Raw genomic sequence first — 22798 nt, forward strand, 5'->3', positions numbered from 1 at the left:
CGCCTCCCCGCCTCCCCGCACTTTCCCGAAAGGACCCCCTCCGTGACCCAGCCTGCAGCCCTCTCCTTCGCCAGGACGGCGGCGGAGCACCCGGATCCGTACTTCCCGCGCCTCCACCCCCGACCCGCGCAGGGCTGGATCAACGACCCCAACGGCGTCAGCCACGTCAACGGCCGTTACCACGTGTTCTTCCAGTACAACCCGGACTCCGCGCGGCACCACCGCATCCAGTGGGGGCACGTGAGCAGCGCGGACCTGGTGCACTGGGAGGAGCACCCGGTGGCGCTGAAGCCGCAGGACGGCGGGCCGGATGACTTCGGCTGCTGGACCGGCGTGGTCACGGTCGACGGCGGCGTCCCTACCGCGGCCTACTCGGGCGTGCGTGCCGACGGCGGCGCCTCCCAGGTGGTGATCGCGCGCGGCTCGGAGGACCTCGTGGACTGGGTCCAGACCGGGCACGTGGCGGCGTCCATGCCGGAGGACCCGCAGGTCACCGCGGTGCGGGACCCGTTCCTTTTCACCTTCGAGGGTGTTCGGTACGCCATCCAGGGAGCCGGACTGGCCGATGGCCGCGCGGCGCTGCTCCTGTACCGCGTCGCCGACATGGACGCCTGGGAGTATCTGGGGATCTGGCTCACCACGGACAACCCCGTCAACGCTCCGGCCAATCTGGCCGAGATCTGGGAGTGCCCCCAGCTGGTGCGCATCCCCGACGGCGAGGGCGGGACCGCGTGGCTCGCGATGTTCTCCCTCTGGCAGAAGGACGACTTCCACGAGCACGCCCTCGGCACCGGTCACCTGGTGGGCCGCATGACCGCCGACCCGGAGACGGGGCTCCCGGTCTTCACCCCGGTCTCGGGCGGTCGCTCGGACCTCGGCCGGGACTTCTACGCCCCGCAGATCGCCCAGCTCAAGGACGCCGAGGACGGGACGCCGCGGGTGCTCCTCTCCGGCTGGGCCAACGAAGGCCCGGGCCGTGACGGACGCCGGGGCCGCACCCAGGACGAGATCGACGCCGCCGGCTGGGCGGGCGTGCTGACCCATCCGAGGACGCTCCGTCTGGTCGACGGCCGGCTCGAGGTGGCCCCCTTCGCCGAGGTGGACGCCTGCCGCGCCGGCGAGCTGTCCTTCACCGACCGTGCGGTGACACTGCCCGCGCAGGGCGAGGCGTCCGTCGTCGCGCGGGCGGAGGCTGCGGTGACCGTCCGCCTGGGGGAGACGGTGCTGCTCCGGGAAGAGCTGGCCGCAGGCCAGGAACTCCGTGTGTTCGTGGATGCCTCGCTGCTGGAGATCTACCGGAGCGGCGGCGTCGCGACCACGCTGCGCATCTACCCGCAGCCGGGTGAGGAACTCCGGGTGGCGTTCGACGGCGACGCGCTCGCCAGCGCGTGGACGCTCGCCCTGCCGGAGGCGTGAGGCCCTTCTGACCTCTTGAGTGCTCAGTAGTTGCGGGTTGATCCGGTCCGGACCCGCAACAACTGAGCACTCAACGGTCGGTCGTCAGGCCGGGGCCGGCCCCAGCGACCCCCGGTCCACGAAGCGTCCCCGGATGAGCTGCTCGCCCTCCAGGACACTCCGGTCCGGCGGAAGGTGCTTGGACGCCTTCCGGGCGACCCGCGGTATGGCCGACAGCAGCCGGGTCATCGCGGCGGCGCCGATCTCGCGCAGAGGGAGGGCCATGGTGCTCAGCGCGGGGACCATGGTGTCCGCGATGCGCTCCTCGTCGTCGTAGCCCACGATCGAGACGTCACCCGGCACCTGGAGGCCGAGTCCCCGTGCGGCGAGAACGGCGCCGACGGCACAGCGGTCGTTGGCGCACAGCAGCGCGGTGGGCCGCTCGTCCGCGGGCACGGACAACGCTGCGCCGGCCGCGGCGAAACCATCCGTGATGTCCCAGCCGGTCGGGAGGACGGCGTCCTCCGGGAACGGCAGGCCGGCCTCGGCCATGGCCTCGCGGTACCCGGCGAGACGCCGCTGGGACGCGGGATGCGTCAGGGGGCCCGTGAGGAAGGCGAGCCGCCGGTGCCCGTGGGCGAGGACATGCCGCAGAGCCTCCGCGCCGCCCCAGACCTCATCCGGCAGGACGTTCCCCACATGACCGGGCCCGCGGGAATCGAAGCAGTTCGCGAGAATGGACGGCGCCTTCTCCATGCCGGCCGGCACCTTGAGCTCGCGCAGACCCACCGTGACGTACATGAGCGCGTCGACGTGCCGGTCCAGAAGTGTCTCGACGGCGCTGACGTCGCGTTGCTCGTCCAGTTCGGTGTCCAGGCCGAGGGTCACGAAGCCTTGCGTGCGGGCGACGGCGTCCGCTCCGGCGATGATGTTGCCGTCCACCGGCCCGGAGATGACACGGTCCGAGACGATCCCGATCACGCTCGTGCGCTGATTCCGCAGGCTCAGAGCTACGGCGTTGGGTTTGTAATTCAGTTCCTTGGCCGCCTGGCGGATGCGCTCCTGGCTCTCGCTGGCGATGTTGCCGTCCCCGTGGCCATTGAGCACCAGGGAGACCGCGCTGCGGGAAACCCCTGCGAGTTTCGCCACATCCTGGGCGGTCGCCTTGCGCTGCATCCAGATCCTGCCTTGATCCCGGCCCGCCGCTTCTGCGCGGGGTTCTCCCCAAGTTTAGCGATCCGCGGTCCCAGCTCCCGGAGGAATCCTGCGAACCGGGGTGAAAACCGCGCGTAAAGTCGGAACCATGAGCCAGAGCACCACCTCGCCGCACGAGAGCCTCCCCACCCTGGACGAGCTGCTGGGCACGGCCCGCGTGGTCACGCTGCCCCTGCACGTGAAGTTCCGCGGCGTGACGCATCGCGAGATGGTGCTCTTCCGGGGTCCGGCCGGCTGGGCCGAATTCGGCCCGTTCCTGGAGTACGACGACGCCGAATCCGCCCGCTGGCTGGCCGCCGGCGTGGAGGCGGGCTGGCTCGGCTTCCCGTCGCCTCTGCGGACGGAGGTCCCGGTCAATGCCACGGTGCCCGCCGTCAGCCCCGACAGGGTCCCCGCCGTCCTCGAACGGTTCGGGCCCGTCACCGCCGTCAAGGTCAAGGTGGCCGAGAAGGGCCAGGAGCCGCACGAGGACATCGACCGGGTCCGCGCCGTCCGCCGCGCCCTGGACGCCGCCGGCTTGCGGGACGCGGCCATCCGCGTGGACGCCAACGGGGGCTGGGACGTGCCGACCGCCGTCGCGCAGTTGAACCGCCTGGCCGAGACCGGGCTCGAGTACGCCGAGCAGCCCGTGATGGGGATCGACGGTCTGGCGGAGGTGCGCTCGCAACTGGGCGGCGCCGTGCGGATCGCCGCGGACGAGAGTGTCCGCAAGGAGGACGACCCGCTGAAGGTCGCCCGGGCGGGAGCCGCCGATCTGCTGGTGGTGAAGGTCGCGCCGCTCGGGGGTGTCCGGAAGGCGCTGCGGATCGTGCAGGAGGCCGGGCTGCCCGCGGTGGTCAGCTCGGCGCTGGACACGTCCGTGGGCATCAGCGCCGGGGTGGCGCTCGCCGCGGCGCTGCCGGAGCTCCCGTTCGCGTGCGGTCTCGGGACGGTCAGCCTGTTCCGGGAGGACGTGGTCCGGGATGCGCTGACGCCTCGGGCGGGGGTGCTCCCGGTGGGGCCGGTCGAACCCGATCCGGACCTCCTGGACCGCCACCGGGCGTCCCCGGACCGCGAGGCGTGGTGGCTCGACCGGCTGGCGCGCTGCCACGCGCTGCTGGACTGAATGAATGTGCGGACCGAGTGGATTGGTGGGCTGGGCGGCCGGGCTGCCCGGACCCGCCCGCCGTTCACCGGCTGTTCACGGGGTGCTGGCGCGCAGTTCAATCCCCGATGCGATTCTCCAAGGGAACACTCAGAATCCCCGGAGGTACCGTCGTGTCCGAAAACCGTACCCGCTTCCTGGAGCTCCTGCCGATGGCAGGCCACACCCGAGGCAAGCGAAGCCCCATCACCTGCGCCCTGAAGTGCGACAACGCCTGCTCCGGCGAGGTCTGCAACACCAGCCGCAATGACTACTTCCGTGACATCGCGTCCTCCGCGATGTCCCGCCGCTCCGCCCTGGGCCTGGGCGCCGCCGGTGCGCTCGCCGTCGCCTTCGGCAGTGCCGTGAACGGCGCTGCTCCCGCCGAGGCGTCCTCGACCCTGGCGCCGGCCGCGAAGGCCGGCTACGACAAGTCCCACCTGCGGTTCAGCGCCATCAAGCCGGTCGACGCCGCCGTGGACGAGTTCACCGTGCCGCGCGGCTTCACCTGGCAGCCCGTGATCCGCTGGGGCGACCCGCTGTTCAAGGACGCCCCGGCGTTCGATGTTAACGCCCAGACCGCGTCGGCGCAGGCTCGGCAGTTCGGCTACAACAACGACTACTCGGACATCATCACGGTGCCGGGCAGCAAGGGCCGTCGCGCGCTCCTGTTCGCCAACCACGAATACACCAATGAGAACATCATGTTCTCCCCGGAGACGCCGGCCGCCGAGGCCCGCGCGATCGGCCGCGCCGCCCACGGCCTGAGCGTCGTGGAGCTGGAGCGCCGCAACTCCGCCAAGCCGTGGAACTACATCCAGGGTGCGCGCCGCAACCGCCGCTACCTGATCGACACCAAGTACGAGCTGACCGGCCCCGCCGCGGGCAGCCCGCTCGTGAAGACCTCCCGCGACCCGGAGGGCCGCTGGATCGAGGGCACCCTGGGCAACTGCTCCGGCGGCACCACCCCGTGGGGCACGATCCTCTCCGGCGAGGAGAACTTCAACGGCTACTTCGTCACCCCGGGCGCCTCCCCGGCGGAGAAGCGCTACGGCCTGGGCTCCAAGCCGACGGCGCGTGGCTGGGAGCAGGACGACCCCCGCTTCGACACCCGCAACCCGGGCTTCGAGAACGAAGCCAACCGCTTCGGCTGGATCGTGGAGGTGGACCCCTTCGACCCGACGTCGACGCCGCGCAAGCACTCGGCGATGGGCCGTTTCAAGCACGAGGGCGCCAATGTGATCGTGGCCCGCTCCGGTCACGTGGTCGCCTACATGGGCGATGACGAGCGCTTCGACTACCTCTACAAGTTCGTCTCCAAGGGCAAGTACCGTGAGGGCGACCGCCGCCACAACATGACGCTCCTGACCGAGGGCGACCTTTACGTCGCGCGCTTCACCGGTGACTCCCCGGCGGCCGAGATCGACGGCACCGGCAAGCTCCCGGCCGACGGCGCGTTCGACGGCTCCGGCGAGTGGCTGCCCCTCGTGGTGGACGGCCGCTCCGCCGTCCCCGGCATGAGCGTCGAGGAGGTCCTGGTCCACACCCGGCTGGCCGCCGACAAGGTCGGTCCCACCAAGATGGACCGCTGCGAGGACGTCCAGCCGAGCCTGCGCACCGGCAAGATCTACGTGGCCTGCACCAACAACTCGGATCGCGGCAAGCCCGGCAAGGAAGGCCCCACCGAGGTCAACCCGCGCAGCCTCAACCGCGACGGCCACATCGTCGAGATCACGGAACGCGGCGACCAGACCTCCACGCGGTTCGCCTGGAACCTGCTCCTGGTCTGCGGCGATCCCGCGAAGAACGGCTCCACCTACTTCTCCGGGTTCCCGAAGGACAAGGTCTCGCCGATCTCCTGCCCGGACAACGTGGCCTTCGACTCGGTGGGCGACCTCTGGATCTCGACCGACGGCGCGCCCAGCACCATCGGCTACAACGACGGTCTGTTCAAGGTCACCCTGGAGGGTCCGGAGCGCGGCAAGGTGGAGCAGTTCCTCTCCGTGCCTCGCGACGCCGAGACCTGCGGCCCCGTCATCCATGACCGGGATCGCACGGTGTTCGTCTCGGTGCAGCACCCGGGCGAGGAGGGCAGCTGGGAGGAGCCGCACTCGTACTTCCCCGACTACGTGCCCGCCGGTGCGAAGCCCAAGCGTGGCCAGGCGCGGGCCCCGCGTCCCGCCGTCGTGCAGGTGCTGCCGCGCTAGAAGTCGGACGCCGCTGAAACACAGCCGCTGAGACGCGCCACGGGCCCCGGAACCGATGTTCCGGGGCCCGTGGCGTTGCGGGGTTCTACTTGTCGCTGCCGGTGAGAACTGGGGCCTCACGGGGCGTCGCGCCGGGGGACGGGTGATGGCGTTTGCGGAGGAACTGCACGAGGAGCCCGGCGGCCAGGGCCCAGCACGCCGAGCTGAAGCCCCACGCCGAGAACCCCGATGCGGCGACGATGAAGGTCACACTCGAGGAGTCCCAGTGGGCGCGGTCCGCGACGGCGCCGGCGATCGCGGACGCCAGGGTCCCGATGAGGGCCACCCCGGACAAGGCCGCGAGCACCCCCGCGGGGGCGGCGAGCATGATGACGGAGAGGCTCGCCGCACCCAGCCCGAGCAGGAGGTAGGTGACGCCGGCGGACACCCCGGCGATCCAGCGGCGGTTCGACGGCCCGGCTTCGGGTCCTGCGGCCAGGGCTGCGCTGATGGCCGCGAGGTTGACGGCGTGCCCTCCGAAAGGCGCCGCGATCAGGCTTCCGGCTCCGGTGGTCACGATCGCCGAGCGCCAGGGCACCTGGTAGCCGAAGCTGCCCATGATCGCCGCCCCCGGGATGTTCTGGGACGCCATCGTGATGAAGTACAGCGGCAGCGCGATCCCGGCGATCGCCTGGAGGTCGAAGACCGGTGCGACGAACTCGAGGCGCGGGATGAACGCGGAGCCGCTGAGGTTCACAGTCGGCCCGCTGGCGCTGACCGCGACCACGGCGACTGCGACGGCGAGCGCGCCGGGCACGGCCCACCGCGGTCGCCACCAGCCGATCAGGAGCCACGCCGCGAGCACGGGAAGGATGGCGAGGGGGCTGCTTGTCAGTTCCTTGAAGGGGGCCACGCACAGTGGCAGAAGGACCCCGGCCAGGACCGCCTGGGCGATGTGAGGCGGGATTCTGCCGACCAGGGAGGCGAGCAAGGGCCACAGTCCGGTCAAGGTGAGCAGGAGGCCGCAGACCAGGAAGGCGCCCACGACCCCGGGCCAGCCGCCGGGAAGTCCGTGCACGCTCATGAGAAGCGCCGCGCCCGGCGTCGACCACGCCGCCACCAGCGGGATCCTGTGATGCCAGGACAGCAGCAAGGAGGCGGCTCCCACCATGAGGGTGACCATGATGAGGCCGGAAGTCGCTTGCCCCGGGGTGGCGCCGACCGCTTGGAGGCCACCGAGCACGACGGCGAACGTGGCGGCGAATCCCACGACGGCGCACACCACGCCGGCGGTCAGCGGAGTGGAGAGCCCCGAGCGAGGCGTTCCATCTACAGAACGTTCCATATGTGGAACGTATCATGGTGGCATGACATCGCTCAATATCGGCCGCAATGTGCTGGCCCTGCGGGAGGCGCGGGGGATGACGCTCACCCACCTCGCCCGGGAGGCCGGGATCGGCAAGGGCACGCTGTCGGAGATCGAGTCGGGCAAGCGGAACCCCACCGTCGAGACGCTCTACTCCCTGTGCGCGCCGTTGAACGTCCCGCTCACCGCGCTCGTGGGAGACGCGCCCGGCGCGGTCTCCGAGGCCAGCGGCGGCATGCGCACCACGCTGCTGTCCGTCCGGCTGAATGCGGCGCAGACGGTCGAGGTGTTCATCATCGAGATCCCGCACGGGGGCGCTCACACCTCGCCCGGCCACGGGCCCGGCGTCATCGAGCACCTGCTGGTCACGGAAGGCGCCCTGCAGGTCGGGCCGGTCGGCCGGACCGTCACCGTGGAAGCGGGGAACTCGTTCACCTGGACCAGCGACGACCGCCACCACTACGCAAGCCCGCAGGGATCCGGGGAAGGCGTGCTGACCATCATCACGCCGAATCCCTGAGCCGTCCCGCTTTGCTGCGGGGTCCCGCCACGTCGGATCCGCCTGGGCGGTAGGACGGTGACCCTGGCTTTCCGGGCGGTTTTTCCCGATGATGGGTGAACAGTGCAGGGCGACGTGGGGGGCGTAATGGTCGGCAGTCGGGTACGCGAGGATCGCAGGGCGGTCCCTGCCGTGATGAGAACCGGTTCGGTCGCGGTGTGCACCGTCGCGCTGACACTCTCGGCGCTGGTGGCCGGACCGGCCGCTCGGGCGCTGGAGGAGCCGCCGCCGTCGGTGTCACCCTCCGTCGGGGTGACTCCGGCGCCGTCTCCCGATCCATCCTTGGAGCCTTCCCCTGATTCGACGGTGACCTCCGCCCCGGAGCCGAGGGCGATTCTTCCGGGCTCGGTGAAACTCGAGGGTTCGCCCGCTTCCGGACGTTCGATCCAGGCGGTGGTCGCGGATTGGGAACCCGATGTGGCGGTCAGCTTCCAGTGGCTGCGGAACGGCGTTCCGGTCGACGGGGCCACGTCGGCGAGCCATCTCATCACCGCCGCCGACGCCGGAGTGACCCTGAACGTGCGCGTCACCGGCGCCCGGGAGGGCTCGGAGTCCGTCCACGTGATGTCCGGCCCTCTCATGGTTCCGGACCAGCTCAGCGGGAGCACTCCCACGATCGCCGGCAGCGCGGTCCAGGGCGGCACCGTGACGGCGCTCGCCGGGGCGTGGCCGGCGGGCGCCACCCTCAGTTACCAATGGCTGCGCAATGGGACGGACATCGCCGGCGCCACCCAGCCGACATACGTGCTGACGGCCGCGGACGGCGGCCAGAAGGTGTCCGTGCGGGTCACCGGCACGCTGGCCGGTCACCTTGACGCGGTCAGAACCTCCGCTCAGGTCCTGGTCCTGAGGACGCTCACGACGGCGGCTCCGAAACTGACGGGGACGGTCAAGGTCGGATCGGTGCTGACGGCTCAGCCCGGCGCTTGGGTGGCCGGGACGTCCTTCACGTACCAGTGGCTGCGCAACGGGGCCCCGATCGCCGGGGCCGTGGCCGCGGGTTACAAACTGGGCCCGTCCGACGCGGCCAGGACGATCGCCGTCCGGGTCACGGGAACGAAAGCCGGCTACGCCCCGGCGTCCAGGGCGAGCGGCGCCGTGACCGTTCCGAGGGTGCTGGCGGCCGCCGTGCCGACGTACACGGGAAAGGCGCTGCTAGGGACGGTGCTCGCCGCGAAGAACGGGGCGTGGACTGCGGGAACCACCTTCCGCTATCAGTGGTACCGCAACGGAGCCGCCATCGCCGGCGGAACCCGCTCGACCTACACCTTGGCCTCCGCCGACCTCGGCGCCCGGCTCACGCTGCGCGTCAGCGGCTCGAAAGCCGGGTATTCGCCGGAAACGCGGTTGAGTGGGAAGTCGGGCGTGATCCGGCGCCCCGCCCCGGTGCTGTGGCGTCAGAACGATCCCCGCTGGGCGAACATCCGCGTGGGCATCGCCCTGCTGGGGCCTTCCGGCTGCGTCCCGACGGCGACCGCGATGGCCCTGTGGTCCGAGGGGATCAAAACCAGCCCCTACGGCGTCGCGGTGACGATGAACCGTCTGGGCGATTACAACCGCACCGTGTCCGGGGCCGGCTCGCGATCAATCGTCGCGGCCGCGAGGTACTACGGGGTGAAAGCCACCCCGATCACGAACGTCGCGGCCTTGCGCGCTTCGCTGAAATCGGGCCACTCGGTGGTCGCGCTGATGCGTGGTCCAGGGTCCATCACCTGGCCGGGCACCACCCACGCCATCACGCTCTCCGGCTACTCGGCCAACGGCTCCACCTATGTCCGGAACCCCTATGCCGGCACGGTCAACGACTGGTACCACACCGACACGCTCTGGTTCTACCAGTCCCTGGACTCCTTCGACCGCAACGCCGGCGCCGTCTTCTGGCAGATCGGGTAGGGAGTCCCAGATGGGGGCGCGGACCGTGAACAGGGCTGTCCCGGGTGCTCCGGACGAAGGTTGGTGAAGGTGACACTCCGGCGCTCCATGACCGGTTGATGGGCAAGGGGGAGCGGAAGGGCAATTTTCTTAGTCGGCTCCTTGGATGGCGAGGGATGTGACCCCCTCCCTTCGCGTGTTGCCTTGCCGGGCCGAGGCACGTCGTCAACGGGAGTGTGAGGTCAGCTCCAAGCGGGAAGTCAGCATCTTGGCAAGGCGCAGCAAGGCTCCGTCCGGTTCCGGTCGTGTGATCATGCTGAGGCGGACGCTCCAGGTGAAGGGAAGACTCGTGATCTTGTCGCCGGGCAGGCGTTCGGCGACGGCGGAACTGCGCGGGATGATGGCAGGCTCGGCTGCGAGCCGTGCCATGCGGATCGTTCCCGTCACGGTGGCCCCCAGCCGCGGAGTGCCTCCGAGCGCGACAACCCGTGCCGTGAGGTCGTGATCCCGGAGGTCGTACGTCGACGTGGGCAGAGACAATCCGGACAGTGGCAGGCGTCCAGTGGTGGGATGCGGCGCGCCTTCAGGGATCAGGACCACCATCTCATCGCGACCGATGTCATGGCCCGTCACGTCGGCAGGGAGGCGCCGCTGTCCGGCCACCGACACGATGGCGGCGTCGAGCATCCCCTCCGCGACCCAGTCGATGAGGGTGAGCCCATGATCCACCGCCTGGGTGATCGTCCGTCCGTTTCGCTGTGGGTCGATGAGGGGCAGGACGGTGTCGGCGAGCCCGTGAAAGCACCCGATCCTCAGAGGCGGATCGGTCGTGGCGGAGCGGATGTCGTCGACTATTCCGTCGAGATGGCCCAGGATGTGCTCGGCACGCCTGGCCATCTCGTAGCCCGCTGCGGTGGGCGCGGCACCGCGCGGTCCTCGGGTGAACAGCGAAACCCCCATCCGCCGTTCCAGGCGGGTCAATCGCACCGAAGCCGACGCCTGGGAGATTCTCAGCCTCCGCGCGGCCGCGCCTATCGATCCCACCTGGGACACCGTCCAGACCAATTCCAGGTCATCAACATCCGGTCTGAGGGTCATAGTCAAATGCTATGTCCCAACGGACAGAATGAGTGCCTACTCTCCGGCCCTGATTCCGTTGAGGATGAGTTCATGTCCTCCTTCCGATCCACGGCCGCCCTCTTCTCGGCCGCCGTCATCATCGACGTGAGTTCGCGTGCGGCGTTCGTCGCCTTGCCGCTCATCGTGCTCAGCGAGACGGGCTCCGCGGCGCTCACCGGCGTCGTGAGCGGCGCCATGGCGTTGCCTCTGCTCCTGTCACCGTGGTGGGCAAGAAGGCTGCGTCACGCTGCCGCCCGGCCCGCGGTGCTCGCGGCATTGACTCTCCTCGAAGCGGCCGGGGCGCTGCTGGTGCCGATCGCCACGCTTTCCGGACATCTGACCGCTGGTGTTCTCGTCGGGGCGGGCCTCGTGTCCGGTGCGGGGCGCACTCTGACGCTCCCTGGGCGCCAGGCATTGCTGGCTGAACTGGAACAGGAACGCACCGGATCGCCGATCCGGATCCTCGCCTGGCAGGAAGCGGCGTCCCGCGCCACGAGCATCGTCGGGCCGGCCGTAGGGGCTCTCATCGTCGCCGCGGGATACGGGATCGCGTTGCTTTTCGCTGAAGCCGTGGCGATCAGCATCGGAGCCTTGCTGACCGTGACGGTGCGAAGCCCAGGCCCCACGGATGCCGACCACAAGTCCGGAGCCGTCCCGAAGCTGCGCACCCTCCTGAGGCGCTTCCCGGACATCCGGGCCGGATGGATCATCCGCGCGACGGCGGGGGCGACCTGGTTCGCGTTCTCGCTCGGCCTCGCCATCCAAGGGGAGCTGCAGCATCGTCCGGGCTATTTCTACGCGATCGGGCTCAGTAGCTACGCCCTCGGGGCCGTCATCGCCACGCTCACCGTCGGACGCTTGCCCTGGGTTGCTCCGAGCCTGTCCTTGGCCGCGCTCGGGTGGACCGTGAACGGCGCTGCGTGGGTGCTGATGGGGATATGGCCGCACGAATGGGGTTACGCCATCGGCGGGCTGGTCGGCGGAGCGGGGGCTGCCGTGGGGTTCGCGACCATCACGCGCCTGATCGCTGAGCGCACCGATGGATCCGAGCGGGGCGCGCTCCTCAGCGGTCAACTGGTGGTCGTGGAAAGTGGCACAGCCGTAGGAATGTTCGCCGGAGGATCGCTGATCGAGCTGTGGGGGATCGGAGGGGCGTTCGTCATCACGGGAGCGATCCTGACCGCCGTCGCACTCCTCGCGCCCCTGCTGCTCCGTGGCCGACCTCATGGCCCGACAGCGAACCGCAGGAGGCAGGGCGTGCCCGCCGTGATCAGGCACTGACTCGACGGGGTCGAACCGTGCCGAGACGCCTGCCGACGGGCCCGCCGCGTTCACAAGGGGGCTTCCGCTGTCCCGCGGCTCCGGGCTAGATTCGAAAGCACGATGACCATCCCAGAGCACCGCCGCCAAGCCACCGCCTACTGGACCGTCCGCCCAGGTCAGGGCGAACTCCGCAGCGAAGAACTCCCCGAGCCCGGAACCGACGAGGCCCTTGTCAGGACCCTTTACTCCGGCATCAGCCGTGGCACCGAGCTGCTGGTCCACCAGGGGCAGGTCCCGGACAGCGTCGCGGACGCCATGCGCGCCCCGCACCAGGACGGCGACTTCCCCGCCCCCGTGAAATACGGCTATCTCTCCGTCGGCGTCGTCGAGCAAGGCCCCGACGACTGGACCGGCCAGACCGTCTTCTGCCTTCACCCGCACCAGGACCGTTACGTCGTCCCGCTCAGCGGGCTCACCAGGGTCCCCGACGGTGTCCCGCCCCGCCGCGCGGTCCTCACCGGCATGGTGGAGACGGCGCTCAACGCCCTCTGGGAGGCCGGGCCGCGGCTGGGAGACCGGGTCGCCGTCGTCGGGGGAGGGTTGCTGGGTGGCACTCTCGCAACGCTCCTGCGGACGTTCCCGCTGGACCGCCTGGAACTGGTGGATGTGGATCCGGCCAAGGCGCGGATCGCCGAAGAGCTGGGCATCTCATTCGCCCACCCGGACGAGGCGCAGGCGGATTGCGACCTCGTCTTCCACTGCTCCGCCACCAGCGACGGCCTGCACCGCAGCCTCCAGCTGGCCGGCGACGAAGCGACGGTCATCGAGCTCTCCTGGTACGGCGACACCCCGGTGCAGATCCCGCTCGGCGAGGACTTCCACGCCCGCCGCCTTTCGATCATCGCCAGCCAGGTCGGTGTGGTCTCGAAGGCACGCCGTCATCGCCGCAGCACCGCGGACCGCCTCGACATCGCGGTGAGCCTCCTGGAAGACCCCGCCTTCGACCTCTTCCTCAGCGAGGACACCAGCTTCGCCGAGCTGCCGCACACCATGGAGAACCTGGCCGACGACGACGGCGGGAGCGCCTGCCACGTCGTCAGCTACCGCGCCCCACAACCGGAGGAATGACCCATGTTCAGTCTCACCGTCCGCCGCAGCTTCATGATCGCCCACAGCCTCCCGCGGGAGTCCTTCGGGCCGGCCCAGGGACTGCACGGCGCGACCTTCGTGGCCGAGGTCGGCTTCCGCCGCGCGGAACTGAACGACGATTCCGTCGTCATCGACATCGGCGCGGCGGGGGACCTGCTCCAGGAGATCCTGGACCGGCTGAATTACAAGAACCTCGATGAGCTGCCCGAATTCGCCGGCCGGCTCACCACGACCGAGTTCCTCGCCCGGCACATCGCCGAACGACTCGCGGAGAAGCTCCCCGACGACGCCGGTCTCGCCGGGCTCGACGTCACCCTCCGCGAAAACCCCGACGCCTGGGCCGGCTACTCCCTCGACCTCAGCCGAGGGCGATGAGCGCCCTCCGCTTCATCGTCCCGGGCAACATCGGCCACCGCTCCGGCGGCAACCTGTACAACGCCCGGCTGGCGGAGCACCTGGAGGCCCTCGGCGTCCGCACCGAGGTGGTGGCGCTCGACGGCGCGTGGCCGCCGGGGCGCCCCGAGGACCGTGAAGCCCTGACCCAGGCCCTCCGCGCCGCCCCTCTCGCGATCGTCGACGGCCTGGTCGCGGCCGGCGCCCCGGACGCCGTCGAATCCGCCGTCCAGGCCGGCACGCGGGTGTGGGTGCTCTCGCACATGGCCTTCCCCGAAATCGCCGGGTTGGAGGGCCGGGCTCTCGCCGCGGCGACCGGCGTCATCTGCCCCAGTTCCTTCGCGGCCGCCCAGCTCCGGTCGCTGTACGGCCTGGAACGCGTTCACGTCGCCCTGCCCGGAACCCGGCCGGCCGAGCCCGCGGTCGGATCGCGGCCGCCGCGGATCGTCTGCGTCGCGGCCCTGCTGCCGAACAAGAGTCAGCTCCTGCTCATCGAGGCGCTCGCCCGGCTCGCTCACCTGCCCTGGACGGCGTCCCTCATCGGTTCGCCGGACGCGGACCCGGCGTATGCCGCCCGGGTCGCGGCCGCCGTCGCGCACCACGGCCTGGAGGACCGCATCCGCCTGGCGGGTGAGCTCGACGGCCAGGAACTGGAGGACGCCTGGCACGCCGCCGACCTTAGTGCCCTGGTCTCAGAACGTGAGAGTTTCGGCATGGCTGTGCAGGAGTCGCTGGCGCACGGGGTTCCGGCGGTCGTCCGCCGGGGGACCGGGGCGGAGGAGGCTCTCGGTGCGGGCGGTGCCGGCGCGGCTGTGGATCTTGACCGCGGCGCGCCCGCCCTGGCGGAGACGCTGTCGGCCTGGCTGGAGGATCCTGAGCTCGCGGCCAGCTGGCGGGAAGCGGCTCTGCTCCGGCGTGCGACGCTGCCCCGTTGGACGGAGACCGCCGAGACGGTGCTCGCGCTCGTCCGCGGGTGAGGTGCGCCAGTGAGGCGCGCAACGCTCTCCCGGGCGGAGAGGCCGGCCGGCTCTACAGGTGTCGGCCCGAGTCCATGCGCTGGTGCAGGACTCTGACCACGTCGACGATCACGTCGACGCCGTCGGCAGCGACCACGTAGAAGATCAGGTGGCTTCCGATGGCATATTTCCGGTACCCCGCACGGATCTCATCGCAGGTTCTTCCCCGGGCGGGCTCTTCGGCGATGCGTTCCATCGCGCCATGGAGCTCACGGATATAGGTCTCCGCCTGCCGCGTGTCCCAGCGATCCGCCGTGTAGTCCCAGATGGACGACAGATCGGCTCGCGCGGCGGGGGTGAGCCGGAAGCTCATCCCTTCTTCTCGGCGATGAAGGCTTCCAGGTCGAACGGCTCGGGAGTTCCGCTGGATTCGCCGTCGGCGAGAGAAGCACGGAGCGCTGCCAGGTGCGTCTCCTGGTCCTCCAGCAGCCGCAGACCGGCCCGCACGGCTTCGCTCGCCGTCCGGAAGCGCCCGGATTTCACTTCCCGGGCCAGGAAGGCGGCGGAGTGCTCGTCGAGGCTGATCGAGGTGTTGCTGCTCATGCCTTCAAAGTACCAATAATTGGTAATCGCGAACAGGTGCCGCCCGGGACGTTCGCCCGCAGCGGGGCGGCCGAAACCCACCCCTGGTCCGCGCCGGGCCCGTGGCCTAGCGTGAGGTCATGACCATGAATCGTTTTGCGGGACGGGTGGTGTTCCTGACCGGGGCGGCCCAGGGGATCGGCGCGGCCACGGCACGGCGCCTCTTCGCGGAGGGCGCCACGCTGGTGCTCGCGGAGCGGAACGCCGAGGGCGCCACGCGCGTCGCGGGCGACCTCGGGGATCCGGACCGAACCCTGGTGGTGCCGTGCGATCTGACGGACCGAGCGTCCGTGGACCGCGCCGTCGCGGCCGCGGTGGAGCGCTTCGGCCGGCTCGACGCCCTCGTCAACGTGGCGGGCGGCGCCCTGCGGCACCCCGGACTCCTGCACGGGATGGACGACGACGGCTGGAACCGCACGCTCGACCTCAACCTGAGCGGCCCCATGCGCTGCATCCGCGCGGTCGCGCCGCATCTGGGCCCGGGCGGGTCGATCGTCCTGGTGAGCTCGGTCAACGGGCTGCAGGCCTGGGGCGGGGAGTCCTACTCGTCCGCCAAGGCCGGGCTCGTGGTCCTGGCCAAGAATCTCGCTGTGGAGCTGGGACCGGCCGGGGTCCGGATCAACGTCGTGGCCCCCGGGACGATCCGGACGCCCGTCTGGGACGACCAGGGCGGGCCGGACAAGCTCACTCCGCTGTACCCGCTGGGCCGGGTGGGGGAGCCCGAGGACATCGCCGCGGCGATCGCCTTCCTCGCCTCCGACGACGCCGCCTGGATCACGGGGATCACCCTCCCGGTCGACGGTGGCGGGGGAACCGGCCCGCTGCACGTCATGCAGCAGCTCCGACAGGTCCGGGACGAGGACTCACTCGAAGCGTGAAAAGGGTTCCGCGTATCGGAAGGCGCCCCGCTCGCCGTCGTACGCCGGAAGCAGCCTGACCTGGAAGTAATCGCCCCAGGCGGGGTCCGGGGCGCCGATGCCGTGACGGGATGCCGCGACCCAGCCGTGGCGGCCGTAGTAGCCCGGATCGCCCAGCAGCGCGATGAGCGGCTCACCCAGGAGGACGGCGGCGTCCACGGTCGCGGCCAGCAGGGCGGCGCCGACGCCCTGGCGCTGCGCGGACGGGATCACCGACAGCGGTCCGAGACCGAGCGACGGCGCCGAGGGAGCGTCGCCGTCGTCGAGCGCGCCGCGTGTCGTCATGACGTGACCCACCACGGTCCCGTCCCTCTCCGCGACGAGGGCCAGCCCGGGCAGGTACCCGGGGTCCTCCCGCAGCCACTCGACGAGCACCGCCTCGCCGGGATCCGACGTGTCGTCGACGGGCGGGGCCGCATGGGGCGCCTCGCGGAACGCGGCCGCGGTCAGGGCACGGATGGCAGGGAAGTCGGCAGGCGTCTCAGGCCTGATCAGCAGGGGCATGGGTCCAGCTTTCCACGCTGCGTGGCTCACGGGAAGCAGATCACGGGAAGCGCAGGACCACCTGCTCGCCGTCGCGGGCGACCTCGACGCCGGTCAGGTCCTCCACGTGCACGTCCGGGCCGTGTGCGGCGGACGCGGTCCCCACTCCCACCACGGTCATGCCGGCCGCCCGGGCGGCCGCGATGCCGGCCGAGGAGTCCTCGAACACCACACACTCTTCCGGAGCGGCGCCCAGAGCGCGGGCGGCCGCGAGGAATCCCTCCGGGTGAGGCTTGCTGTTCCGCACGTCCTCCGCGCTGACCATGAGGGGCGGCAGCGGGACGCCGGCCGCTGTCATCCGGGCGGTGGCGAGTTCGAGCGTGGCCGAGGTGACGAGCGCGTGCGGCGTCCCCTCCAGCGCCCGCAGGAATGCCTGCGCTCCCGGCACCTCGTGGACACCGTCCAGTTCGCGGACTTCCCGGGCCAGCATGGCCTGATTCTCCGCCAGATTGAGTTCATGGTCCCGGTCGGGGAGCAGGACCGCCATGCTCTCCTGGCCCTGGCGGCCATGGATCACGCTGAGAACCCGCTCGGGGTCGAGGCCGTGGGACTCGCCCCACTCCGTCCAGAGCCGCTCCACCACGGCGGACGAATCCACCAGGGTGCCGTCCATGTCGAGCAGAATGGCCTTGACGTTCATGATGTCTCCCATGAACCCACCCTACGGGGCGTCCCGGCTGCCACGAAGCATCCTGTCGCTCGATCACGAGCAGTCTCGGGCCGCCCCGGTACAACGATTTCGAAACATCCCGGGTCATGAGATATTCCCCCTGCTGGGGGCTTGTCGCAAATGCAACTCATCCGTCAAATAGGCTCACCTTGAGTTGAATTTGCAACTACGGATAGTGAATTTCAAGAATTTGGGTTGAATTTTCAGAAGGTACATTGGCGGCGCCAGCGACTTCGGCAATGATGACCCCTGCATTCTGTGCCTTGAACTCGCGCAATAGACCATCCAGCCCCAGATCAGAGCCGGATCGTGACTGTTTGGAGGGGCCGTCGGCGCGTACGTGTGACAGGGTGAGATATCCACTCCGATGGTTTCGCGCCACCTCGGTAGGGAATTCCGGAATCCGCCACGCTAAATGTGACAGCAATCGTCTTCAAACGCCTTGTTCATGACCATTCCGACGTATTGAGGCTTGTGCATGAATATGCAAGGCTCGCTGTGATATCGCACCCGAAAATTCCGTTTTCCCGTCCAGACAAGGAGGAACTCATGGATGCCAGGCGGCGCCGTTCACGGAGCGCTTCGCGACCCCAGGTGAAAAGACTCAGACAATTACTGGTGACTCTGATCGCCTTGGCGCTGACAAGCCTGGGATTGGTCACCGGGTGGTCCGTCAATACCGCATCCCCCGCCGTAGCAGCAGCTCTCGCGTGCACGGACGTCTACGGTCTTCAGGGCGGGGCTCCGAGGAACGTCTGGAGAGTTGACACGACTACGGGAGCCCAGAGCAGCGTCGGTGCCTTTAACACGACGGGAAGCGCCGGCAACATCAATGGTCTTGGCATCTCTGCGGACGGGTCCAAGATCTATGCCGTCCAGCCGGAAGCCAACAACGCTCGCGTGGTCTACGAGTTCGACACGTCCACCGGCGCCACCACCCGGCTGGGTGCCGGCGTGACGAGTGCTCCGGTCACCCACGGCGCCACTAGCCCGAATGGCATGTATTACTACGGCGGATTCGTCGGGTCGCAGAATGAACTGCAGATTTTCGGCTTCAATCCTCAGACGCGGCAGTCGCTGGGCCTCGTGGCGAGAGGCACCATCCCCACCGCCGGTGCGAATGGTGACTGGGCATTCGACAGCCAGGGCGACCTTTATGTGGTCGGAGGTGTCAATGGCCAGAACGTGGTTTCGGTGGTCACCGCCCAGCTGCCGAGCACCGGAGGCACTACCATCACCATCACAGGTAAGGAACTGAGCCGTCCCGCTACCCCCGCAGACCAGCCGCTGAACGGCATGGCGTTCGGTGGGGACGGCTATCTCTATGTCAGCAGCACCGCTCGGATGTACAAGATCCATCCCACCACAGGGGCGAACCTCGGAAATGTGCCGATCACTCAGACGACCATGGTTGACGCGGCGTCGTGCGCCTCGCCGAACACGGTGGAGCTGGAGAAGGACTTCCCGGACGGCCGCGTGAAGTCCGGCGACCAGGTGACCTTGACGATCAGTGGGGCGGGGATCACCCGGGGTAACACGGCCACCACCACAGGGGATCGGAGCGGCATCCAGGCCGAGTCGGCAGGACCCGTTCTGGTGCTCGGCGGCGACGAAATCACCATCACGGAATCGGGCGCGGGCGCACAGAGCCCTGGCTACAAGAGTCAATGGGTGTGCACCGACAGGAACAGTGGACGGGAGATAGCACGGGGGGATGGCACCACTGGGTCGTTCACGGTGCCGTCGGACTGGTCTGCAGGCATTTCGGCATTATGTATCTTCAAGAACACCGCCCAGAAGCCTGGGATCTCACTGCAGAAAACTGTGGATAAGACGGAGCTGGTCGCCGGAGAGACGGCCACCTATTCCTTCAAGGTCACCAACACCGGGAACGTGCCGCTCAGTGACGTGAAGGTCGAAGAGGGTGAGTTCTCCGGTTCGGGGACGATGTCGGCGATCGAGTGCCCTGAGGGTGCGAATTTACTGGCGCCGGGCGACTCGGTGACGTGCACGGCGACGTATCAGGTGACGCAGGCGGATGTGGATCGTGGCTCGGTGGAGAACTCCGCGACGGCCACCGGAACTCCACCGGGTGATCTGCCTCCGATCACCTCAGAGCCATCGACGGCGAATGTCCCGGCGGAACAGAAGCCGGCCATCGCGCTGGAGAAGTCAGCTTCGCCGGAGGCGGGCGGCAACACCGGTGACGAGATCACTTACTCCTTCAAGCTGTCCAACACGGGCAATGTCACGCTCAGAGACGTCAAGGTCACCGAGGGTGACTTCTCCGGCAGCGGCAAGCTCTCGGCCATCACCTGCCCCGAGGGGTCCACGGTCTTGGCCCCTGGCACGTCGAGCACGTGCACGGCGACGTACACGTTGACGCAGGCTGATGTGGATGCGGGGAAGGTGACGAACTCTGCGACAGCGACGGGCACGCCTCCGGGCGATGCTCTTCCGGTGACGTCTCAGCCGTCGGTGGTGAACGTGCCGATCAAGCCCACTCCCGGCATTTCTCTGGTGAAGTCGGCGGATAAGACGGAACTGGTGGCTGGTGAGACGGTCACGTACTCGTTCGTGGTCAAGAACACCGGCAACGTCACCCTGAAGGACGTGACGGTGAACGAGGGCGACTTCACCGGTTCGGGGAAGATGTCCGCGATCAGCTGCCCCGCGGGGGCGAAGTCTCTTGCTCCCGGAGACTCGGTGACGTGCACGGCCACGTACACGTTGACGCAGGCTGATGTGGATGCGGGCAAGGTGACGAACTCTGCGACGGCCTCAGGCACCCCGCCGGCAGGCGGCACGCCGGTGACCTCTTCGCCGTCGGAGGTGACGGTGCCGATCGATCCGGCGCCCGGTATTTCCCTGGTGAAGTCGGCGGATAAGACGGAGTTGGTGGCTGGTGAGACGGTCACGTACTCGTTCGTAGTCACGAACACCGGCAACGTCACCCTGAAGGACGTGACGGTGAACGAGGGCGACTTCACCGGGTCGGGGAAGATGTCAGGGATCCAGTGCCCTGAAGATGCGAAGTCGCTGGCTCCGGGCGAGCAGGTGACGTGCACCGCGACGTATCAGGTGACGCAGGCGGATGTCGATCGCGGCTCGGTGGAGAACTCCGCGACCGCCACGGGAACCCCGCCGGGGGATGGCACTCCGGTGACATCGCCACCGTCGGAAGTGAAGCTTCCGCAGGATTCGAAGCCGGGCATCTCGCTTCTCAAGTCGGCTTCTCCGGAGAAGGGCGGCAAGGCCGGTGACGTGATCACGTATTCGTTCACCGTGACGAACACGGGCAATGTCACCCTGAGGGACGTGACGGTGGACGAGGGTGCGTTCTCCGGTTCGGGGAAGATGTCCGCGATCCAGTGTCCCGAAGCAGCTGCCTCGGTGCTTCCCGGCCAGAAGATCACGTGCACGGCGACGTACACGTTGACGCAGGCGGATGTGGATGCGGGGAAGGTGACGAACGCCGCGACGGCGACGGGCACGCCTCCCGGCGACGCCCCGCCGGTGACCTCTTCGCCGTCGGAGGTGACGGTGCCGATCGATCCGGTGCCTGGCATTTCCCTGGTGAAGTCGGCGGATAAGACGGAGTTGGTGGCTGGTGAGACGGTCACGTACTCGTTCGTAGTCACGAACACCGGCAACGTCACCCTGAAGGACGTGACGGTGAACGAGGGCGAGTTTTCCGGCGCAGGCCGTCTGTCCGTCATCGAGTGCCCCGAGAGCGCGAAGGCGCTGGCACCGGGCGATCAGGTGACGTGTACTGCGACGTATGTGGTGACGCAGGACGATGTGGACCGTGGCTCGGTCGAGAACAGTGCGACGGCGACGGGGACCCTTCCGGGGGATGCGCCCCCGGTGACCTCGCTGCCGTCTGAGGTGACGATCCCGCAGGACCCGAAACCGGGTATCTCCCTGCTCAAGTCGGCTTCCCCTGCGAGGGGGGGTAAGGCCGGAGACCGTATCGAGTACTCGTTCCTGGTCAAGAACACCGGCAATGTGACCTTGAAGGAGGTGAAGGTCACCGAGGGTGAGTTCTCCGGCAGCGGGAATTTGTCCGAGATCACGTGCCCGGAGAGTGCCTCCTCGCTCGCTCCGGGTGGCAGTGTCACGTGCACGGCGAGTTACACGTTGACGCAGGCGGATGTGGATGCCGGGAAGGTCGCCAACAAGGCCACCGCCACCGGTGCTCCGCCCAGCGGTGACCCGGTGACGTCTCGGCCGTCGGAGGTCACGGTTCCGGTCGATCCCGCGCCGGGTATCTCCGTAGTGAAATCCGCCGACAAGAACGAACTGGTAGCCGGTGAGACGATCACGTATTCGTTCGTGGTAACCAACACCGGCAATGTGACCCTTCGCGATGTGAAGGTGACTGAGGAGGAGTTCACCGGGTCCGGGCAGTTGTCTCCGATCACCTGCCCGGATGATGCTGCCTCCCTTGCGCCAGGTGCCCAGGTGACCTGCACTGCGACGTATGTGGTGACGCAGGACGATGTGGACCGTGGCTCGGTCGAGAACAGTGCCACGGCGACGGGGACCCCTCCGGGGGATGCGCCCCCGGTGACCTCGCCGCCGTCCGAGGTGAAGGTGCCGCAGGGTCCGAAGCCTGGCATCAGCATCGTCAAGACCGCGGACAAGCCGGCTGTCCGCGAACCCGGCGAGTCCGTCACTTATTCGTTCCTGGTGACGAACACCGGCAATGTGAGTCTGACGGACGTGAAGGTCGACGAAGGTGAGTTCTCCGGGACCGGCATGCTGTCCGGGATCGTCTGTCCGAAGGAGCAAGCACCCGGTTTGCTTCCCGGGCAGAAGATCACCTGCACGGCCAGCTATGTGGTGACGGAGGCCGACCTCTCGGCCGGAAAGCTGAGCAACACTGCGACGGCGACCGGTGCGCCTCCCGGAGACGCCCCTTCGGTGACGTCACCGCCGTCGACGGTGAGCATCGCGGCTGAGAAGCCCTTGCTGCCGACCCCGCCGGGAGAGCTGCCGGACACCGGCGCGGCTCTGGGACTGGGAGCTCTGGGCGCAGCCACCGTCCTGCTGGGACTCGGTGCAGCGGTGACGTTTGTTGCACGGAAGCGGCGTGAGCCGTCGTCTGAGTAGCGCCGTTTGACGCCACCTCCGGACTGGATGACGCCAGAAGGCATCATCCAGTCCGGAGGTGTTTAAAGAGAGTCGGGGACGAGCAATGGAAGACCACCGATGGCGCAGACGGACCTTTCGGGCTGCGTTTGCGCATTTCAGCGCGCTGACGTGGGCGAATACGCTATTTTTCGCGCAGTGTCAAGGAATTTCGATTCATCCGCACGGGCAGCGGCAGACGTGCTCCGGGGCGGTAGAGCAGCGTCATTCATCAATTGCTGGACATTTGCAGAGAAGCTAGGCTAGGGGATAGTCACGAGCTGCGCCGGATTGCGC

Annotated in this window: 18 protein-coding genes; 11 read left to right on the forward strand and 7 right to left on the reverse strand. The window is 68.8% G+C overall.

Going from position 1 to position 22798, the window contains the following annotated elements:
• The first annotated feature begins 42 nt into the window (after positions 1 to 42).
• On the forward strand, positions 43 to 1416 hold the full coding sequence (locus tag BLV63_RS04990) for a glycoside hydrolase family 32 protein (RefSeq protein ID WP_066215812.1): 1374 nt from the start codon (positions 43 to 45) through the stop codon (positions 1414 to 1416).
• A gap of 84 nt (positions 1417 to 1500) precedes the next feature.
• Here the strand turns inward: BLV63_RS04990 and BLV63_RS04995 are convergent, their stop codons facing one another.
• Entirely contained in the window at positions 1501 to 2571 is a 1071-nt protein-coding gene (locus tag BLV63_RS04995) for a LacI family DNA-binding transcriptional regulator (RefSeq protein ID WP_066215810.1), read from the reverse strand.
• 127 nt (positions 2572 to 2698) lie between these two features.
• On the opposite strand from BLV63_RS04995, the gene BLV63_RS05000 reads away from it, so the two are divergent.
• Positions 2699 to 3715, forward strand: coding sequence for an o-succinylbenzoate synthase (locus BLV63_RS05000; RefSeq protein ID WP_066215808.1), 1017 nt, complete (start codon positions 2699 to 2701; stop codon positions 3713 to 3715).
• A 191-nt stretch (positions 3716 to 3906) separates the two neighbouring features.
• A complete protein-coding gene (locus BLV63_RS05005; protein WP_254780589.1) occupies positions 3907 to 5940 on the forward strand; it encodes a PhoX family protein in 2034 nt (677 codons plus the stop codon).
• 85 nt (positions 5941 to 6025) lie between these two features.
• On the opposite strand, the gene BLV63_RS05010 is transcribed toward BLV63_RS05005, so the two are convergent.
• Positions 6026 to 7264: a benzoate/H(+) symporter BenE family transporter gene (locus BLV63_RS05010; RefSeq protein ID WP_066215803.1), complete on the reverse strand. Its 1239-nt coding sequence runs from the start codon at positions 7262 to 7264 to the stop codon at positions 6026 to 6028.
• Between the two features lie 22 nt (positions 7265 to 7286).
• Here BLV63_RS05010 and BLV63_RS05015 point away from each other — a divergent pair, with 22 nt between their 5' ends.
• Both BLV63_RS05015 and BLV63_RS05020 read left to right on the forward strand, forming a co-directional pair.
• Positions 7287 to 7805 carry a helix-turn-helix domain-containing protein gene (locus tag BLV63_RS05015; RefSeq protein ID WP_066215801.1) on the forward strand — a complete coding sequence of 173 codons (519 nt, stop codon included), beginning with the start codon at positions 7287 to 7289 and terminating at the stop codon, positions 7803 to 7805.
• 174 nt (positions 7806 to 7979) lie between these two features.
• On the forward strand, positions 7980 to 9737 hold the full coding sequence (locus BLV63_RS05020) for a C39 family peptidase (protein ID WP_074784039.1): 1758 nt from the start codon (positions 7980 to 7982) through the stop codon (positions 9735 to 9737).
• Between the two features lie 204 nt (positions 9738 to 9941).
• Here the strand turns inward: BLV63_RS05020 and BLV63_RS05025 are convergent, their stop codons facing one another.
• Positions 9942 to 10814, reverse strand: coding sequence for a LysR family transcriptional regulator (locus BLV63_RS05025; protein ID WP_074784042.1), 873 nt, complete (start codon positions 10812 to 10814; stop codon positions 9942 to 9944).
• Positions 10815 to 10886: 72 nt separating this feature from the next.
• Here BLV63_RS05025 and BLV63_RS05030 point away from each other — a divergent pair, with 72 nt between their 5' ends.
• From BLV63_RS05030 to BLV63_RS05045, 4 genes are all read left to right on the forward strand, one after another.
• Entirely contained in the window at positions 10887 to 12116 is a 1230-nt protein-coding gene (locus BLV63_RS05030) for an MFS transporter (RefSeq protein ID WP_066215794.1), read from the forward strand.
• A gap of 102 nt (positions 12117 to 12218) precedes the next feature.
• The gene (locus tag BLV63_RS05035) at positions 12219 to 13226 is read left to right on the forward strand and encodes a zinc-dependent alcohol dehydrogenase (RefSeq protein WP_066215792.1); all 1008 of its coding nucleotides are present in this window, start codon (positions 12219 to 12221) and stop codon (positions 13224 to 13226) included.
• A gap of 3 nt (positions 13227 to 13229) precedes the next feature.
• Positions 13230 to 13622, forward strand: a complete 393-nt coding sequence (locus BLV63_RS05040; protein ID WP_066215791.1) for a 6-pyruvoyl trahydropterin synthase family protein — start codon at positions 13230 to 13232, stop codon at positions 13620 to 13622.
• Entirely contained in the window at positions 13619 to 14617 is a 999-nt protein-coding gene (locus BLV63_RS05045; protein WP_082724244.1) for a glycosyltransferase family 4 protein, read from the forward strand. Before BLV63_RS05040 ends, BLV63_RS05045 begins: the two co-directional genes overlap by 4 nt.
• Before the next feature lie 52 nt (positions 14618 to 14669).
• On the opposite strand, the gene BLV63_RS05050 is transcribed toward BLV63_RS05045, so the two are convergent.
• Entirely contained in the window at positions 14670 to 14969 is a 300-nt protein-coding gene (locus BLV63_RS05050; protein ID WP_066215789.1) for a type II toxin-antitoxin system RelE/ParE family toxin, read from the reverse strand.
• Positions 14966 to 15199 (reverse strand): type II toxin-antitoxin system ParD family antitoxin, encoded by a 234-nt coding sequence (locus tag BLV63_RS05055; RefSeq protein ID WP_066215788.1) that lies wholly within the window; start codon positions 15197 to 15199, stop codon positions 14966 to 14968. Before BLV63_RS05055 ends, BLV63_RS05050 begins: the two co-directional genes overlap by 4 nt.
• 119 nt (positions 15200 to 15318) lie before the next feature.
• Here BLV63_RS05055 and BLV63_RS05060 point away from each other — a divergent pair, with 119 nt between their 5' ends.
• Positions 15319 to 16116: an SDR family NAD(P)-dependent oxidoreductase gene (locus tag BLV63_RS05060; RefSeq protein ID WP_066215786.1), complete on the forward strand. Its 798-nt coding sequence runs from the start codon at positions 15319 to 15321 to the stop codon at positions 16114 to 16116.
• Here BLV63_RS05060 and BLV63_RS05065 read toward each other — a convergent pair.
• Together BLV63_RS05065 and BLV63_RS05070 are read right to left on the reverse strand one after the other, a co-directional pair.
• Positions 16102 to 16659, reverse strand: a complete 558-nt coding sequence (locus BLV63_RS05065; RefSeq protein WP_254780468.1) for a GNAT family N-acetyltransferase — start codon at positions 16657 to 16659, stop codon at positions 16102 to 16104. The genes BLV63_RS05060 and BLV63_RS05065 overlap by 15 nt on opposite strands.
• Before the next feature lie 40 nt (positions 16660 to 16699).
• Positions 16700 to 17350: an HAD-IA family hydrolase gene (locus BLV63_RS05070; protein WP_066215784.1), complete on the reverse strand. Its 651-nt coding sequence runs from the start codon at positions 17348 to 17350 to the stop codon at positions 16700 to 16702.
• 636 nt (positions 17351 to 17986) lie between these two features.
• Between BLV63_RS05070 and BLV63_RS05075 the strand changes: the two genes are divergently transcribed.
• Positions 17987 to 22483, forward strand: a complete 4497-nt coding sequence (locus tag BLV63_RS05075; protein ID WP_169795531.1) for a CLIPPER-2 domain-containing protein — start codon at positions 17987 to 17989, stop codon at positions 22481 to 22483.
• Positions 22484 to 22798: the final 315 nt, after the last annotated feature.

The organism is Arthrobacter woluwensis (genome assembly GCF_900105345.1).
In the GTDB taxonomy this organism is placed as follows: domain Bacteria; phylum Actinomycetota; class Actinomycetes; order Actinomycetales; family Micrococcaceae; genus Arthrobacter_E; species Arthrobacter_E woluwensis.

Bases quoted from the DNA above. Each gene is read 5' to 3' on its own strand.
- BLV63_RS05035 (WP_066215792.1), top strand. From the start codon at position 12,219: ATGACCATCCCAGAGCACCGCCGCCAAGCCACCGCCTACTGGACCGTC.
- BLV63_RS05000 (WP_066215808.1), top strand. From the start codon at position 2,699: ATGAGCCAGAGCACCACCTCGCCGCACGAGAGCCTCCCCACCCTGGAC.
- BLV63_RS05050 (WP_066215789.1), bottom strand. From the start codon at position 14,969: ATGAGCTTCCGGCTCACCCCCGCCGCGCGAGCCGATCTGTCGTCCATC.
- BLV63_RS05015 (WP_066215801.1), top strand. From the start codon at position 7,287: ATGACATCGCTCAATATCGGCCGCAATGTGCTGGCCCTGCGGGAGGCG.
- BLV63_RS05055 (WP_066215788.1), bottom strand. From the start codon at position 15,199: ATGAGCAGCAACACCTCGATCAGCCTCGACGAGCACTCCGCCGCCTTC.
- BLV63_RS05065 (WP_254780468.1), bottom strand. From the start codon at position 16,659: ATGCCCCTGCTGATCAGGCCTGAGACGCCTGCCGACTTCCCTGCCATC.
- BLV63_RS05010 (WP_066215803.1), bottom strand. From the start codon at position 7,264: ATGGAACGTTCTGTAGATGGAACGCCTCGCTCGGGGCTCTCCACTCCG.
- BLV63_RS05005 (WP_254780589.1), top strand. From the start codon at position 3,907: ATGGCAGGCCACACCCGAGGCAAGCGAAGCCCCATCACCTGCGCCCTG.
- BLV63_RS05045 (WP_082724244.1), top strand. From the start codon at position 13,619: ATGAGCGCCCTCCGCTTCATCGTCCCGGGCAACATCGGCCACCGCTCC.
- BLV63_RS05060 (WP_066215786.1), top strand. From the start codon at position 15,319: ATGACCATGAATCGTTTTGCGGGACGGGTGGTGTTCCTGACCGGGGCG.
- BLV63_RS05070 (WP_066215784.1), bottom strand. From the start codon at position 17,350: ATGGGAGACATCATGAACGTCAAGGCCATTCTGCTCGACATGGACGGC.
- BLV63_RS05040 (WP_066215791.1), top strand. From the start codon at position 13,230: ATGTTCAGTCTCACCGTCCGCCGCAGCTTCATGATCGCCCACAGCCTC.
- BLV63_RS05030 (WP_066215794.1), top strand. From the start codon at position 10,887: ATGTCCTCCTTCCGATCCACGGCCGCCCTCTTCTCGGCCGCCGTCATC.
- BLV63_RS05020 (WP_074784039.1), top strand. From the start codon at position 7,980: ATGAGAACCGGTTCGGTCGCGGTGTGCACCGTCGCGCTGACACTCTCG.
- BLV63_RS05025 (WP_074784042.1), bottom strand. From the start codon at position 10,814: ATGACCCTCAGACCGGATGTTGATGACCTGGAATTGGTCTGGACGGTG.
- BLV63_RS04995 (WP_066215810.1), bottom strand. From the start codon at position 2,571: ATGCAGCGCAAGGCGACCGCCCAGGATGTGGCGAAACTCGCAGGGGTT.